This window comes from Pseudomonas sp. NFX71 (genome assembly GCF_048079215.1).
GTDB classification, from domain to species: domain Bacteria; phylum Pseudomonadota; class Gammaproteobacteria; order Pseudomonadales; family Pseudomonadaceae; genus Aquipseudomonas; species Aquipseudomonas fluorescens_B.
On sequence record NZ_CP182230.1, the window covers coordinates 3,798,922 to 3,814,661 of the forward strand.

General features: G+C 59.1%; 12 protein-coding genes. 6 read left to right on the forward strand and 6 right to left on the reverse strand.

What is annotated here, in order from left to right; all coding sequences use genetic code 11:
* Positions 1-30: 30 nt before the first annotated feature.
* The 3 genes from ACM1ZW_RS17610 to ACM1ZW_RS17620 all read right to left on the reverse strand — a co-directional run bounded on the left by ACM1ZW_RS17610 (position 31) and on the right by ACM1ZW_RS17620 (position 2,432).
* Complete coding sequence (locus ACM1ZW_RS17610) at positions 31-1,302, reverse strand: OmpP1/FadL family transporter (RefSeq protein WP_414878557.1); 1,272 nt, start codon at positions 1,300-1,302, stop codon at positions 31-33.
* 147 nt (positions 1,303-1,449) lie between these two features.
* Positions 1,450-1,932: a hypothetical protein gene (locus ACM1ZW_RS17615; RefSeq protein WP_008033583.1), complete on the reverse strand. Its 483-nt coding sequence runs from the start codon at positions 1,930-1,932 to the stop codon at positions 1,450-1,452.
* A 275-nt stretch (positions 1,933-2,207) separates the two neighbouring features.
* Positions 2,208-2,432 (reverse strand): hypothetical protein, encoded by a 225-nt coding sequence (locus ACM1ZW_RS17620; protein ID WP_008031832.1) that lies wholly within the window; start codon positions 2,430-2,432, stop codon positions 2,208-2,210.
* A gap of 977 nt (positions 2,433-3,409) precedes the next feature.
* Between ACM1ZW_RS17620 and ACM1ZW_RS17625 the strand changes: the two genes are divergently transcribed.
* Together ACM1ZW_RS17625 and rmuC are read left to right on the forward strand one after the other, a co-directional pair.
* Positions 3,410-3,733 carry a sel1 repeat family protein gene (locus ACM1ZW_RS17625; RefSeq protein ID WP_017337282.1) on the forward strand — a complete coding sequence of 108 codons (324 nt, stop codon included), beginning with the start codon at positions 3,410-3,412 and terminating at the stop codon, positions 3,731-3,733.
* 175 nt (positions 3,734-3,908) lie between these two features.
* Complete coding sequence (gene rmuC / locus ACM1ZW_RS17630) at positions 3,909-5,273, forward strand: DNA recombination protein RmuC (RefSeq protein WP_416740819.1); 1,365 nt, start codon at positions 3,909-3,911, stop codon at positions 5,271-5,273.
* 85 nt (positions 5,274-5,358) lie between these two features.
* Here the strand turns inward: rmuC and ACM1ZW_RS17635 are convergent, their stop codons facing one another.
* Positions 5,359-8,829 (reverse strand): PAS domain-containing hybrid sensor histidine kinase/response regulator, encoded by a 3,471-nt coding sequence (locus tag ACM1ZW_RS17635; protein ID WP_017337284.1) that lies wholly within the window; start codon positions 8,827-8,829, stop codon positions 5,359-5,361.
* 235 nt (positions 8,830-9,064) lie between these two features.
* A complete protein-coding gene (locus ACM1ZW_RS17640) occupies positions 9,065-9,604 on the reverse strand; it encodes a TetR/AcrR family transcriptional regulator (RefSeq protein WP_017337285.1) in 540 nt (179 codons plus the stop codon).
* A 91-nt stretch (positions 9,605-9,695) separates the two neighbouring features.
* Between ACM1ZW_RS17640 and ACM1ZW_RS17645 the strand changes: the two genes are divergently transcribed.
* The 4 genes from ACM1ZW_RS17645 (at position 9,696) to ACM1ZW_RS17660 (ending at position 14,470) form a co-directional block, all read left to right on the forward strand.
* Positions 9,696-10,886 (forward strand): MFS transporter, encoded by a 1,191-nt coding sequence (locus ACM1ZW_RS17645; RefSeq protein WP_414878560.1) that lies wholly within the window; start codon positions 9,696-9,698, stop codon positions 10,884-10,886.
* A gap of 44 nt (positions 10,887-10,930) precedes the next feature.
* Positions 10,931-11,242 carry a cupin gene (locus tag ACM1ZW_RS17650; RefSeq protein ID WP_017337287.1) on the forward strand — a complete coding sequence of 104 codons (312 nt, stop codon included), beginning with the start codon at positions 10,931-10,933 and terminating at the stop codon, positions 11,240-11,242.
* 105 nt (positions 11,243-11,347) lie between these two features.
* On the forward strand, positions 11,348-12,499 hold the full coding sequence (locus tag ACM1ZW_RS17655) for a TDT family transporter (protein ID WP_416738965.1): 1,152 nt from the start codon (positions 11,348-11,350) through the stop codon (positions 12,497-12,499).
* 96 nt (positions 12,500-12,595) lie between these two features.
* Positions 12,596-14,470 carry an MFS transporter gene (locus ACM1ZW_RS17660; protein ID WP_416738966.1) on the forward strand — a complete coding sequence of 625 codons (1,875 nt, stop codon included), beginning with the start codon at positions 12,596-12,598 and terminating at the stop codon, positions 14,468-14,470.
* Positions 14,471-14,517: 47 nt separating this feature from the next.
* Here ACM1ZW_RS17660 and ACM1ZW_RS17665 read toward each other — a convergent pair whose 3' ends face one another.
* Positions 14,518-15,444 carry a GGDEF domain-containing protein gene (locus ACM1ZW_RS17665; protein ID WP_017337290.1) on the reverse strand — a complete coding sequence of 309 codons (927 nt, stop codon included), beginning with the start codon at positions 15,442-15,444 and terminating at the stop codon, positions 14,518-14,520.
* Positions 15,445-15,740: the final 296 nt, after the last annotated feature.

Below are 15,740 nucleotides of genomic sequence, written 5' to 3' on the forward strand. Positions count from 1 at the left end.
CGGCGAGCGGTTCAGGCTCGCCGTGAGTCATCAGAAGCGGTAGGTTGCACCCACACCGAAACCGTTTGCCGAGTTTTCATACTTGGCGGTGTAGTTCTGGTTGCGAGCGTTGGTCTCGTTGATCTTGACCGACTCTTCGACCAGGTACGAATACGCGACGTCGATGGTCAGGTCGTCGGTCGGGCTCCAGCCGGCGCCCAGGCTGAAAATCTTGCGATCGCCAGTCGGAATGCGTGGGGAACGGTTCTCGTTGTTGGTCGGCGCCTGATCGACGGAGAAACCGGTACGCAGGACCCATTGCTTGTTCACTTGATACGAAGCACCGATGGCGTGAGCCCAGGTGTCATGCCAGTTCTGTTCTTCGGTGATGGTGCCAAACTGAGGGCGCAGGGCCGCTGGAACGCCTTCGTTCTCGACGGAGATCTCTTTCAGGCGGCTCCAGCGAGTCCAGGTGCTACCGGCGTAGAGCGTCCATTGGTCGTCCAGCTTATGAGTCAACGAGAAGTCGACCGATTCAGGCGTGGTGATGTCCAGCGACGCGTCGTACTTCTGGCTCGGGTTCTGACCCTGCAGCGCGAAGAGTTGGTAGTTGACCTTGGTGTTGCCCTCGAGCTTGTATTTCACTTTCGAGTGATAGGTCAGGCCGACGCGAGTGCTATCGGTGGCTTGAACCAGGATACCGAAGTTGTAGCCAAGCGCAGTGTCGTCACCTTCGATCTTGACCTTGCCGTCTGGACGGGCCTGCGTTGCCGACAGGTTCGATTCCAGAGTGCCGTCAATACGGTTGATGGTCGGACCGAAACCGATCGACACCTTGTCGTTGAAGGCATAGCTGACGGTTGGCTGCAGGGTGACGATTTTGACTTCGCTCTTGCTACCGAAGTAACGACCGGCAAAGTTGTTCTCATAGTCGGTCACCAGGCCGAACGGTGCGTATACACCGAGACCGAATGCCCAATGATCGTCGATAGGCTTGACGTAGTAACCCATAGGGACGCCCATGAAAGGGACCATGTCACCTTTGTTGGAGCCACCATTAGGGCGGGAACTGGCATCACTGATGTCTGTGTGTGCGTCAATAAATGCAACGCCACCGGTTACTTGTTCGCGCTTGAGGCGAGACATACCGGCAGGGTTGCCAAAAACGGTGGAAGCGTCGTCGGCAGAAGAAGATCGCCCGGCAAAACCTGTCCCCATTCCGCTGATGCTTTGCTCATTGAGGGCGAAGCCACTTGCGAAGATTTGGGTGGAGGCCACGGCAACGGCAAGGCTAAGGGTGGTTTTGAGCATTACTTTTTTCATTATTAGAACTCTTGGTGATCACCGGGCCGAAAATTACCAACATTTTCGTCCCAGCGCCATAGGCTGTATGCCTTGATTTAGAGCGGTTTTGTAGGACAATCCGACCAAATCGCGGCGTGTTGCGCGATCTTCGGAAAAGGGGGGGGATTAGCAGGCAACCTGATTCAATGGTGAAACACAGGTTTGCCAGGCATAGGTGAAGTCTCTCAGGCGTCCTTGAGGCTGGAAGGTCTGGCGCCAGATGCGGGCCATTCCCAGCAGGTCGTCTGCTTCGGGAAGCGGAGTGTTCTGTTCTTCGACCAGCAGCCAGGCGATGGCGGTGGCATAACGCAGGTTGACGGTCAGTTCGAGGTGCGGGCCGCTCAGGAAAGCATGCTGGCTGGCCAGGCCGCGGACCAGGCTGGCGCGCTCCGGATCAAGTGCCAGGTAATGGTCCCAGAGTGCCTGGTGGCGGGGTTCGGCGATTCGGTACAGGCCGTGTCCACGGCGATCGTGCAGGGCGGAGCCCAAGGCTGACTGACTGGCGGCGATGCCCAGCAGCAGGGATTCGGCGGTTGCGCTATGGCGCCCAAGGTAGATCAATGTCGGACGTATCACATAGCGGCACAGTTCGCTGGCAGCGATACCCATAAAACCCTCGAACATGAAGTGGTCGGCGAGTCCTGAAGGTAGCGTTGGCAGCGGGTGGATCGAATCAGGCTCGCCGGAAGCGGCTCAGGCCGCTTGAGTTGAAGTGTAGTGTCATATTCGCGCTGTAAAGGACTGTTTTTAAAATATTTCCGGCAGCCAGTTATAACCGTTATATCGGTTAGTGCTTACGCGGCGGGCGCGAAAACAGAAATATCGGGCAATAAAAAGCCCCGCTTTTCAGCGAGGCTTCTGAGGTTTTCAGCCTTTGCGGCGTATCAGGCAACCAGTGCCTGACGGGTACGCTCGATCACAGCCTGCAGCGGCTCGGCGCTGGAGTATTGATCGGGGTACAGGCGTTCGCTGTGACGAGCGATGCCGTGTTCGTTGACCAGTGTGAAGCTGAAGCAGCCTTTGCGAGCGGCCATGATCAGGCAGTTCATTGGGGCAAAAGCGTTGGTTAGGGTGCGGATAGCATCCTGGGTGTGGATTTGAGTAGTCATTTAATGGGTGTTCCTACAAGCGACACGGATAAGAACCGTGCAAAGTTAAAACGTTCCAGTGACGACGACCACCATTGGTCGAACGAAGAACCCGACTGGAACAAAGCAGCCAGTTTGAAGCGCTGATTAAATTGGCGCGCTTGGGCTGGCAGGTAGGTACTTAGGAGGGCAGGCAACACATCAAGGGCAAAGGTTCTGGGCCCGGGGTGAAGATCCTGATCAATTTGCAGGCTGGTTCGGTCAGAGTAAATGAGCTTCGCAACACCCTTTGTTTTCGATTCAAAGGCAGTGTTGACGCAAGTTTTACCTGGAAACCATCGAGGTGGTCGATCCCGCTTGTTCGATTGATGCTTCCTGTTGGAAGGCATATCGGGGGGATTTGTTCGACCAGAATTGACTTTCAGCTTGGTACTAACGCCGCGGATAGTAACGGATTGAATTGCAGAAAGGAAGTGTGTTAGCCAAAAACATCTTCTGGTATCACCTCGCAGGTGTTAATTGGCAGCCATGATCGCCTTGTAATGGCTCAAAATCCGACGGTCGGTCTGCGACGTTCATCGGGTCAAAGTAAGCCTGAACCAAGGGTTTGGCAGGGTTTATCCCCAGACCGGCTAACAAAATGCGCCGAAAAAGCGCATCGATATAACTGTCTCGGAGGCACTTGTGCACATAAGTTGCGCGAGTTGTCACCCCACTGTCATCTTGCCCTCCAGCGCAGTGGGTGCCTGCAACCAAAATTTAAGTCAATGAAAAACATCGCTTTTTTTTACTGGTGAAAAAATCGTCAGTTTGACTGCGAGCCCCATTCCACAGGGCTTTGCGAGAGTTCAAGGGCGGTTGTCCACTGAGTTATCCACAGCTTCTGTGGATTGTCCCGAGCGCTTGCTCTAGCACGGGCGTGCCGGGTTTTTTTAGGCTTTACCTGTAAGAAAAAAAGAGTAGAGTGGCGCGCCTTCCGATCTGCCCCACAGTGCTTTATGAAGTTTCGCTCAGTACCCGTTTCTGTAACCTCTACACCTCCCCGTGTTACCCCGCCCAAGCGCTTTTCGATGCGTGTGGCCGAGTGGCTGCTCGACAGCCCGCGCCTGGGTGAAAACAGCAACGTCAAACACTTCGCCGGGCGATTGCTCAAGCAACCGGCCCGAGAAGGCGTAGTGGCCGCGCAAAGCCGTCTCGGCCAGTTGATGTGCCGCGAATGCGGGAATGCCCGGGATCGCCGAATCGGCCAGGACCTTTTGCGTCAGGCCGCGCGGGCAGGGGATCGACGCGCCCAACAGGAACTGGGCCTGATCGAAGACTGAGCTGTCCAAGACCTGACACCTTGGTTAACCTTCAAGCTTTATCGAATGGGCAGGAATGGCGATGGCGATGGACTTGACCAGCATATTGCTCGGGCTGGCGGGGGCTGCACTGCCGTTGTTGGCATTGGCCTGGCAACTTCAGCGCCGGGCGAGCGCCTCGCAGTCGGATGTTGCCCTGCTGGAAGAACGCCTGGCCATGACCCAACTGGCCCAGGATGGACTGAACGCCCAGCTCGAAGCCTGTCGCGACGAGATTGCCGATCTGGGGCAGGCCAACGCCGCCAAACAGGCAGACCTTGCCGCGATGCGCCGTGAAGTCGAACTGTTGCAGATCGAGCGCGATGACGCCCGCGATGCGTCCCACGCCTGGAATATCGAACGGGCCGGCAAAGAGGCTGAGTTGCGACGTCTGGACGCCCAGGCCGCCTCCCTCAACGCCGAGCTGCGCGAGCAACAGGAAAGCCATCAGCAGCGTCTCAACGACCTGCAAGGCTCGCGAGACGAATTGCGTGCCCAGTTCGCCGAACTGGCCGGCAAGATCTTCGACGAGCGCGAGCAGCGTTTCGCCGAAACCAGTCAGCAGCGTCTGGGCCAGTTGCTCGATCCTTTGAAGGAGCGCATCCAGTCGTTTGAAAAGCGGGTCGAGGAAAGTTATCAGGCCGAGGCGCGCGAGCGCTTCTCGCTGGCCAAGGAGCTGGAGCGCCTACAACAGCTGAACCTGCGCCTGAGCGATGAAGCCACCAACCTGACCCGCGCCTTGAAAGGGCAGAAAACCCAGGGCAACTGGGGCGAGCTGATTCTTGAGCGGGTGCTTGAACACGCCGGCCTCGAGAAGGGCCGCGAGTATCAGACCCAAGTCAATCTCAAAGGTCCGGACGGTGAGCGGTTCCAGCCAGACGTGATCATTTATCTGCCGGGCGACAAGCAGGTGGTTGTCGACTCCAAGGTCAGCCTGACGGCTTATCAGCAATACGTGTCGGCGGAAGACGATGCCATCGGCCAGATCGCCATCAAGCAGCATGTGCTGTCGCTACGCACTCACGTCAAAGGCCTGGCCGGCAAGGATTACAAGCGGCTCGACGGTTTGCACAGCCTGGATTTCGTCTTGCTGTTCGTCCCCATCGAAGCGGCATTTTCCGCGGCGTTGCAGGCGGAGCCGAGCCTGTTCCAGGAGGCTTTCGACCGTAACATCGTGATCGTCAGTCCGACCACGTTGCTGGCCACCCTGCGTGTCATCGACAGCCTGTGGAAGCAGGAGCGCCAGAGTCAGAACGCCCGGGAAATCGCCGAACGGGCAGGTTGGCTGTACGACAAGTTCGTGCTGTTCATTCAGGACCTGGATGAAGTCGGCAATCGCTTGCAGCAACTGGACAAGGCCTACAGCTCGGCGCGTAACAAGCTGACTGAAGGCCGTGGCAATCTGGTCAGCCGCAGTGAGCAGCTCAAGTTGCTGGGCGCGCGAGCGAGTAAAAGCCTGCCGGCGGACCTGCTGGAGCGGGCGATGACCGATGTGGACGGGTTGGCAGAGTTGCCCGAGTAAAATCAAAAAGATCGCAGCCTTCGGCAGCTCCTGCAGATGTACACAAAACCCTGCAGGAGCTGCCGAAGGCTGTGATCTTTTGGGCTTACAACGGCAAATGCCGACTCAACAACGCCCGCAACGCTGCCGGTTTCACCGGTTTGGCCAGGTAGTCCAGCCCCGCTGCATGCACCTGGGCCACGGTTTCCGGGTGCCCATCGGCGCTGATCACCACGCCTGGCACCGGCTCGCCCAGGCGGGTTCGCAACCAGGCCATCAAGTCGGTCCCGGTCTCGCCATCGTCCAGGTGATAATCCACCAGCACCAGTTGCGGATGCATGCCATTGCCCAGCAGGGCCGCACATTCGTCGCGGTTGCGCGCTGTCCAGACCTGACAACCCCAGCGGGTCAGCAGGCTGTTCATGCCAACCAGGATGCTGTCTTCGTTGTCGATGCACAGCACCTGCGCGCCGCTCAGGAGTTTGCCGTTGAGCTCGGTGACGTTGGCCGGCGCCGCGATTTGCGCCTTGGCTAACGGAACGGTGACGCTGAATACACTGCCGCGCCCCGGCCAGGAACGCACTTGCAAGGTGTGGCCCAGAACGCGGCACAACCCGTCTGCAATCGCCAGGCCCAGGCCCAGACCTTTCTCGGCACGGGTCTGGTGGCTGTCCAGGCGTTTGAATTCTTCGAAAATCACTTTCAGTTTGTCTTGTGCAATCCCCGGCCCACGGTCCCAGACCTCCAGGCACAGTTCGCCCTTGTGCCGACGAACCCCCAGCAGCACGGGCCCCTTGGCGTAGCGAAAGGCGTTGGTCAGAAAGTTCTGCAAGATCCGACGTAACAGTTTGATGTCGCTGTTGACCCGGAGCGTGCTGCCGCGAACGCGGAATTTGAGCCCTTGGTCCCGGGCCAGCGCCTTGAATTCTGCGCCGAGCGTGTCGAACAGTTCATTGAGCACAAACGGCTTCGGATCCGGGTTGATCTTGCCGTTTTCCAGGCGGGAAATGTCCAGCAGATCGCTGATCAGGTCTTCGGCCGAGCGCAATGACGAATCCAGGTGATGGACCAGTTTCTGCGCTTCGCTGGACAAACTGTCTTCCTGATGGGACAGCGCTGCAGAAAACAGTCGCGCGGCGTTCAGCGGTTGCATCAGGTCGTGGCTGACCGCCGTGAGGAAACGGGTTTTCGACTGGTTGGCCGACTCGGCGGTGCCCTTGGCTTCGGTCAGCGCCACGTTGAGTTGCGACAGCTCGTGGGTGCGCTCGGTGACCCGCCGCTCCAGGCCTTCGTTGGCTTCGGTCAGCGCCTGCTCGGCTTCGCGGAACGCGGTGATGTCGGTAAAACTCATGACGAAACCGCCGCCCGGCATCGGGTTGCCGATCAGCTCGATCACACGACCATTGGGGAACAGTCGTTCAGAGGTGTGGGCGCGGCCCTGGCGCATCCAGTGCAAACGGCGGGCGACGTGCACTTCGGCTTCGCCCGGACCGCACAGACCGCGTTCGGCGTTGTAGCGAATGATGTCGGCAATCGGCCGGCCAACGCTGATCAAGCCGTCCGGGTAGTTGAACAGCTCCAGGTAACGCCGGTTCCACGCCACCAGTCGCAACGACTGGTCGACCACGCTGATGCCTTGTGTGATGTTCTCGATCGCGCCTTGCAGCAGTGCGCGATTGAACTGCAGCACTTCCGAGGCTTCGTCGGCGATTCGCACGACATCCTCGAGTTGCATTTCCCGACCTTCGATAGCGGCTTTTACTACGGCGCGGGTCGAGGAGGCGCCGAGCACACCGGCCAGCAAGCGCTCGGTGTGGGCGATCCATTCACCGTCGGCGTTCTGGTTCGGGTTGAAGCCTTTGCCCTGTCGGTAAGCGAAACGGATAAAACTCTGACGGGCGCGTTCTTCACCGACAAACCGTGCGGCCAGATGCAGCAGATCGTCGATTTGCACCGCCAGCATCGAGCGGGCGCTGGGGCGGGCACTGATCTCCTGGCCGATGAAACGGCCAGCCTGCCAGTGTTCCGAAACCCGTGTGCGCGACAGCACCGATACCCAGGCGAACAAGGTGAAGTTGGCGGCCAGTGACAGCACCACGCCCTGGGTCAGTGGGGTGAGCGGCAGGTTTAGCGGGTTGCTGTGCAACCAGGCCAGGCCGGGGAAACTGCTCAACGATAAACCGAGGCTGTGGGCGGCAATCGGCAGGACCAGCGTGTAGAACCACAGGAATGTCCCGGCGGCGAGGCCGGCGAACACGCCGCGGCGGTTGGCCTGTTTCCAGTACAGTGCGCCGAGCATGGCCGGTGCCAGTTGGGTCACGGCGGCGAAGGCGATCTGGCCGATGGTCGCCAGGCTCGCGGTGGAGCCCAAAAGGCGATAGCTGACGTAGGCCAGCAGCAGAATCACCACGATGCTGACGCGGCGCACCGAGAGCATCCACTGGCGGAATACTTCGAACGGCCGCTCGGCGTTATTGCGGCGCAGCAACCATGGCAACAGCATGTCGTTGGACACCATGGTCGACAGCGCCACGCTGGCCACAATCACCATGCCGGTTGCCGCCGAGGCACCGCCGATAAAGGCCAGCATCGCCAGCGCGGGGTGGGCTTGCGCCAATGGCAGGCTGATGACAAACGAGTCCGGCAACACCGAGCTGGGCAGCAGCATCTGACCGGCCAGGGCGATTGGGACAACGAACAAGGCCGCCAACGCCAGGTACGCCGGGAAGACCCACTTGGCCAGGCGCAAATCCTGTGGGTCGATGTTTTCCACCACCGTCACGTGGAACTGCCGGGGCAAGCAGATGATCGCCATCATCGCCACGCCGGTTTGCACCACCATCGATGGCCAGTTGATGGTTTCCTTCCAATACGCTTCAAGGCGCGGTGCGAGCATCGCCTGATCGAACAGGTCGTCGAAGCCGTCGTACAGGCCGTAGGTCACGAACGCGCCGACCGCCAGAAACGCGAACAGCTTGACCAGCGATTCGAAGGCAATCGCCAGCACCATGCCCCGGTGGTGTTCGGTGGCGTCGAGGTTGCGGGTACCGAACACGATGGTAAACAGCGCGAGCACCAGCGATACAATCAACGCCGTGTCCTGGGCGCGAGTGCCCATGGCGTCGGCACCGGCACCGATCAGCAGGTTCACCCCGAGCACGATGCCTTTGAGTTGCAACGCGATGTAAGGCAGTACACCGACCAGGCAGATCAACGCCACGACAATCGCCAGCGACTGGGATTTGCCGTAACGGGCGGCGATGAAGTCGGCAATGGAGGTGATGTTCTCCTGCTTGCTGATCATCACCATTTTTTGCAGGACCCACGGTGCGCAGACCAGTAGCAGGATCGGCCCGAGGTAGATCGGCAGGAACGACCAGAGTTGTTCGGCGGCCTGGCCAACGGCGCCGAAGAACGTCCAGCTGGTGCAATAGACCGCCAGCGACAAGCTGTACACCCAGGCGCGCACCCGCGGCGGTAACGGCGTACTGCGACGGTCACCGTAGAAGGCGATGGCGAACATGATGGCCATATAGGCCAGGGCAACGGCGGCGATCAGCCCGCTGGACAGCGACATGGGAACTCCAGACAAAAGATACCGGGACTCCCGCCCGGACAGACAGTCTCGCACGACCGTCTGCGTTAGTCAGTGTCGACCAAGGTCGTGGCGTGGTGGGGTGTCGCAGGCGGTGTTTCGGATGTATCCAAGGTGTTTTTTCAGGCCCCTTCTCGAGCAAGCCCGCTCTCACATTCGGCTGCATGCTTATAGGAAAACTCGGTTAAATGTGTGGGCCTTGCTCGCGAAGAAGCCCTCACTGACTCAACGCAATCTCGATCAACTGATGCAGCTCCTCAACCTCCAGCGGTGCCGCCGAAAACAGAATGCGAAACACCGAAGGCGCCGCCACCAGATTGATCAGTCGATCAACATTCGGTTTCGGTTGATCAGGATAGCGATCCAGAATCGTTTGCAACTGCCCGCCAATGAGCGCTGTGCAAAAGCCCGGCGTCAGGCTCGATTGCACATCGCGCAGCATGTTGCGGCCAGGTTCGGAGCTCATTTCGTCCAGATACTGCTCCGCCCACGCTCGCACGTCTCCCCGCAAGCTGCCGGTGTTGGCCGGTTCGCTATCGGGCTGCATGCGCGCCAGGGCAACATCCGCCAGCAATGTCGACAAATCGCCCCAGCGTCGATAAATGGTCGACGGCGTAACCCCTGCGCGCGCAGCAATTTGCGGGACGGTCACGGTGGAACGGTCCTGCTCTTCAAGAAGTGCGCGGACCGCCGAGTGAATCGACTCTTGCACCCGGGCGCTGCGTCCGCCAGGGCGTAAACCTTCTTTAATAGCCATGCATCGGACCTTAACACTAATAATTTGCTTTAAGCGCTGGCGAATAGCACACTCCGCAAAAGCAAAAAATTAGCTTTTGCGGAGTGTGCGCATGTCGAATTCAGCTTCCAACCGTTCAAGCCTGTGGTTTCTGGCGATCACTTTACTGAGTTTTCTCGCCGCTTCCACGGCACCGACGCCGTTGTATCACTTGTATCAGGAGCAAATGCAATTCTCGGCAACGACCCTGACCGTGATTTTTGGTGTGTACGCCATCAGTTTGCTGGTGGCGCTGCTGACCGTCGGTTCGCTTTCGGATCATCTGGGGCGCAAGCCGGTCATTTTCACGGCTGTCCTGCTGAACCTGCTGGCGATGCTGCTGTTTATCAATGCTGACAGCGTAGTTTGGTTGATCAGTGCGCGGGTCCTTCAGGGGTTTGCCACCGGGATGGCCACTGCCGTATTGAGTGCCGCGCTGCTCGACATCGATCGCCATCAGGGGCCGCTGGTCAACAGCGTTGCACCGCTGCTCGGCATGGCGATTGGCGGTATGGGCTGCGGCTTGCTGGCCGAGTTTGCGCCGCTGCCGTTGCAGTTGACCTATTGGGTGCTGCTCGCGCTGTTTGTGATGCAGGCGCTGTACGTCTGGCGCCTGCCGGAAAGCGTCAGTCCGCAGCCGGGGGCATGGGCCTCGTTGCGCCCAACCCTGCATGTACCGACCCAGGCACGCGCCACTTTGTGGCGGGTGTTGCCGCTGAATCTCTCGACCTGGGCGCTCGGCGGTTTTTTTGCCTCGCTTGCCCCCTCGTTGTTGCGCACCGCTACCGGTTCAACCTCGAATCTGATGGGTGGGGCGGCAGTAGCGGCATTGACACTGACTGGCGCTCTGATGATCTTCATCCTGCGTAACCAGCCCGCCGCCAAGGCTCTGAAGTTAGGGGGCACCTTCCTGCCAGCAGGTGTCGTGTTGCTTTTACTGGGTGTGCACAGCGCCAGCCTGCCTTTGTTTTTCCTTGGCACACTGGTGGCCGGTTGCGGATTCGGTGCCGGATTCCTCGGCTCGGTGCGCAGTCTGGTACCACTGGCGCTGCCCCATGAACGGGCAGGGTTGATGTCAGCATTTTATGTGCTCAGTTACCTGGCGTTCTGTTTGCCATCGTTGCTGGCGGGGAGCCTGACGCGGACGTTTGGCCTGGTGACCACCACCGACGGTTATGGCGCGGTGCTGATCATCCTGTCTGTCGGTGCCTTATTGGCGTTGCAGCGTGAGCAGCCCATCAAAGTCTGTAGCGCCGATGTTTAATGATCGCTAGCCTTGGCACTGCCATTCATTTCCACGGACCGACCATGAAAATCATCCGCAGCCAATCCTTCACCGCTGACCGTGCCTGGGGTGCGCTCGACATCGCGAACATGAATGGCATCACCACCCGTTTGCACTGGACCGACCAGCCCTACAAATGGCACATCAATGACGGTCAGGAAGTGTTCGTCGTGCTCGATGGCCAGGTGCAGATGCACTACCGCGAAGCAGGTCTGGAGAAAGAGGTGATGTTGAATGTAGGAGATATCTTTTACGCCGCTGTAGGCACCGAGCATGTGGCGCATCCGCTGGGTGTGGCGAGGGTATTGGTGATCGAATCGGAAGGCAGTGTCTGATGCTATATCTGCTAAATAGATAACAGTTAGAGATATTACCCGTTATATCGATATTCGATTCGGATCTACCATGGATTCCACCTCAACCGAGGAGAGGAATTCGACATGACATGCTCTGAAACCGCCAAGCCCGGCCTTAAACCGTTCAGTCATTTGCAGCATCCGCGCGAAGTGATCCGCCAATTCACTCCGAACTGGTTCGCCGCGACCATGGGCACCGGCGTTCTAGCGCTGGCGCTGGCGCAGTTGCCGGTCGCGAGCACGGGCTTGCAAGCGATTGCCGAAGCCCTCTGGCTGTTCAATATCTTTCTGTTCGCTGTGTTCACGGTACTGTACGCGGCACGCTGGGTGCTGTTCTTCGACGAAGCACGACGGATTTTCGGCCACTCCACGGTATCAATGTTTTTCGGCACGATTCCCATGGGACTGGCGACGATCATCAACGGTTTTCTGGTGTTCGGCCTGCCGCGCTGGGGCGAGGGCGTGATTCATGTTGCCGAAGCGCTGTGGTGGCTCGACGTGGCGATGTCGCTGGCCTGCGGGGTGCTGATCCCCTACATGATGTTTACCCGCCAGGAACACAGCATCGATCAGATGACTGCCGTCTGGCTATTGCCGGTGGTGGCTGCGGAAGTGGCGGCGGCCAGCGGCGGCTTGCTGGCGCCGCATCTGGCCGACGCTCATTCGCAACTGATGGTGCTGGTCACCAGCTACGTGCTCTGGGCATTTTCCCTGCCGGTGGCGTTCAGCATTCTGACGATCCTGTTGCTGCGCATGGCGCTGCACAAACTGCCCCACGAAAACATGGCCGCTTCGAGCTGGCTGGCGCTCGGCCCGATTGGCACCGGGGCGCTGGGGATGTTGCTGCTGGGGGGCGACGCACCGGCGATCTTTGCCGCCAACGGTTTACCGGGAATCGGTGAGATCGCCGCCGGGCTTGGGCTGGTGGCCGGGATCACCTTGTGGGGCTTTGGTCTGTGGTGGATGCTGATCGCGTTGTTGATCACCGGCCGTTACCTGCGCGCCGGCATACCCTTCAACCTCGGCTGGTGGGGGTTCACCTTTCCGCTGGGCGTCTATTCTCTGGCAACGTTGAAACTGGCCAGTACCTTGAACCTGACGTTTTTCAGTGCCTTTGGCTGTGTGCTGGTGGCGATGCTGGCCGTGATGTGGCTGATCGTCGCCAAACGCACCGTGCAGGGCGCATGGCGGGGCGAGTTGTTTGTCTCGCCGTGCATTGCAGGATTAAACAAATAACCGGCAAAGATTAGGTAAGGTGTGGCCTGGATCGACGATCGACATTCCAACAATGGTATCCACGCCACTCTCTACCCAAATTCAGGAACACGGAAGATGAGTCACCCCTCACAGTTCAGCCTGCTTCGCACTCGGCGCTTCCTGCCGTTTTTCGTGACCCAGTCCCTCGGGGCGTTCAACGACAACGTCTTCAAGCAGTCGTTGATCCTCGCCATTCTGTACAAGTTGACTATCGAGGGTGATCGTTCGATCTGGGTCAATCTGTGTGCGCTGCTGTTTATCCTGCCGTTCTTTCTGTTTTCGGCGCTGGCCGGTCAGTTCGGCGAGAAGTTCGCCAAGGACGCGCTGATTCGCCTGATCAAGCTCGGGGAGATCGCGATCATGGCGGTCGGTGCAGTCGGATTTGTCTTCGATCACCTGTCGCTGATGCTGTTGGCGCTGTTTGCCATGGGGACGCACTCGGCGCTGTTCGGGCCGGTGAAATACTCGATCCTGCCTCAGGCCTTGCGTGAAGAAGAACTGGTGGGCGGCAACGGGCTGGTGGAAATGGGCACCTTCCTGGCCATCCTCGCCGGGACCATCGGCGCCGGGATCATGATGTCGTCCGCGCATTACGCACCCATCGTGTCCACGGCGATCATCGGCATTGCAGTGCTGGGTTATCTGGCCAGTCGCAGCATTCCCCGGGCAGCGGCTTCATCGCCGGAAATGTGCCTGAACTGGAATATCTTCAGTCAATCATGGGCTACCTTGAAACTGGGCCTGGGGCAAACCCCGGCGGTATCGCGCTCGATTGTCGGTAACTCATGGTTCTGGTTTGTCGGGGCGATTTACCTGACGCAAATCCCGGCGTATGCCAAGGAGTGGATGCACGGTGACGAAACCGTGGTGACGCTGATTCTTACCGTGTTCTCGGTGGGTATCGCACTCGGCTCGCTGCTCTGCGAAAAACTGTCCGGACGCAAAGTCGAGATCGGGCTGGTGCCGTTCGGATCGTTCGGTCTGACCGTGTTCGGATTGTTGCTGTGGTGGCATTCCGGCTCAATTCCCGACAGCGTCAACGGCCATGGCTGGATCGAAATCCTCGGCTTTGGTCACACCTGGCTGGTGTTGATCGACATTCTCGGCCTCGGGGTTTTCGGCGGTTTCTACATTGTGCCGCTGTACGCGCTGATTCAGTCACGCACCCCGGAGAACGAGCGGGCGCGAGTGATCGCTGCCAACAACATTCTCAACGCGCTGTTCATGGTGGTCTCGGCGATTGTTTCGATCGTGTTGCTGAGCCTGGCCAAGTTGTCGATCCCGCATCTGTTCCTGGTGGTGTCGCTGCTGAACATCGGCGTCAACGCCTACATCTTCAAAATCGTCCCCGAATTCAGCATGCGCTTCATGATCTGGCTGCTCAGCCACTCCATGTACCGCGTGGAGCATCGCAATCTGGAGGCGATTCCGGATGAGGGCGCGGCGCTGCTGGTGTGCAATCACGTGTCCTTTGTCGACGCGTTGCTGATTGGCGGCGCGGTGCGTCGGCCGATTCGCTTTGTGATGTACTACAAGATCTACAACCTGCCGGTGCTGAACTTCATCTTTCGCACGGCCGGGACCATTCCTATCGCGGGACGTCAGGAAGACATTCAGATTTACGAAAGGGCCTTCACGCGCATCGCCCAATACCTGAAGGACGGTGAGCTGGTGTGCATCTTCCCTGAAGGCAAACTGACTACCGACGGCGAGATCAGCGAATTCAAGGGCGGGCTGACGCGGATTCTCGAAGAGACGCCGGTGCCAGTGATTCCGTTGGCATTGCAGGGGCTGTGGGGGAGTTTCTTCAGTCGCGATCCCGACAAAGGCGTGTTCCGTCGGTTGTGGTCGCGGGTGACCCTGGTGGCGGGGCCGGCGGTGGCGGTCGAGGTGGCAGAGCCTGCCAGGTTGCAAGGGATGGTCGGGGAACTGCGTGGCGCTGTGCGCTGATTCCTGTCAATGCGGGCCGCTACGGTTGCGAGCCCGCCGGCGACTCTTCAGCCCGCCATCGCCAATCGGTTGCGTCCTTCACGCTTGGCCACATACAGCGCGCTGTCGGCCCGGCGCAACAGGCTTTCGACTGACTCGCCGGGCAGCAGGGTCGCACAGCCGAGGCTGACGGTCAGCTCGATCAGCTTGCCATCGGCCAGATAATCCTTGGCCTGGGCGGCAAACCGCAGCCGCTCGCCGACCATGGCCGCCGCCTCGCGGCCGGTGTTGGACAGCAGAATCAGGAACTCTTCGCCGCCAAAGCGAAACACCATGTCGACGTTGCGCAACTGGCCTTTGATCGAGGCTGCAACGGCTTTGAGCACATCATCGCCGGCACTGTGGCCGTGGGTATCGTTGATCTGTTTGAAGTGGTCGATGTCCAGCATCAGCAGCGACAAAGGTTGCAGATGCCGACGCGACATGTCGATTTCCCGTTGCAGCGTCTGGTCCATGGCAATGCGATTGCCGGTGTCCGTGAGGGGGTCGCGCAAGGCGCTTTGGGTGGCGGCGCGGTAGAGCAGGGCATTACGCATCGGGTACAGCAATGCGGACAGCAGCGACTCGAGGTTGCCCTGCTCCTGCTCGCTGAAGCGCTGATTTCTGCGGAAAACCAGTTCGCCCAGGTGCTCGCCTTCATGGCTGAGGGTGTAACTGATCGAGTGGTGACCGCGCAGACCGAGCTCCAGCCGCAAGTCGCTGGCTTTGTGCTGGTAGCTTAAGGCGTCGAGCGGCACGAGTCGGTGAATTTCACGGTAGAAGAGCCCGAGAATGCGTTGTGGCTCAAGCGTGGTTTGCAGTTGCAGGCTCAGTTGCTGGCGCACTTGCGCAAGACTGACCGGCCGCTTCAGAAGCAGGGGCTGTTGACCAAAGCCCAGGCGTTGCAATTTGGCGCTATCGAAGTCAATTGCGTTGGTCTGGGAAGGTGATTTCATATGGCGTGCGCCCCTAAGCAGTAAGGCTGTCTTACAGGCTGGGTGAGAGCGGCTTTGGGCTGCGCGTCGTACTGGTCCATCAGTCCCGTAGGACATTTGGCGCAAGTCTAATCTGCTTTGTCGAAGATTAGTAACCTATCGACGCGAGCGTCGGCCCGTCTGCTTTCACACGGCGTGTCTGAGCAGATATAGAGCGAAACTCGTGCCATTCGTTTCATTCGGATTAAATTGCTTGTTAATCAATAACCTGTGTCGTTTTTCGGCGGTTTTTGCCGAGCCGGATGGCATTTATTTGA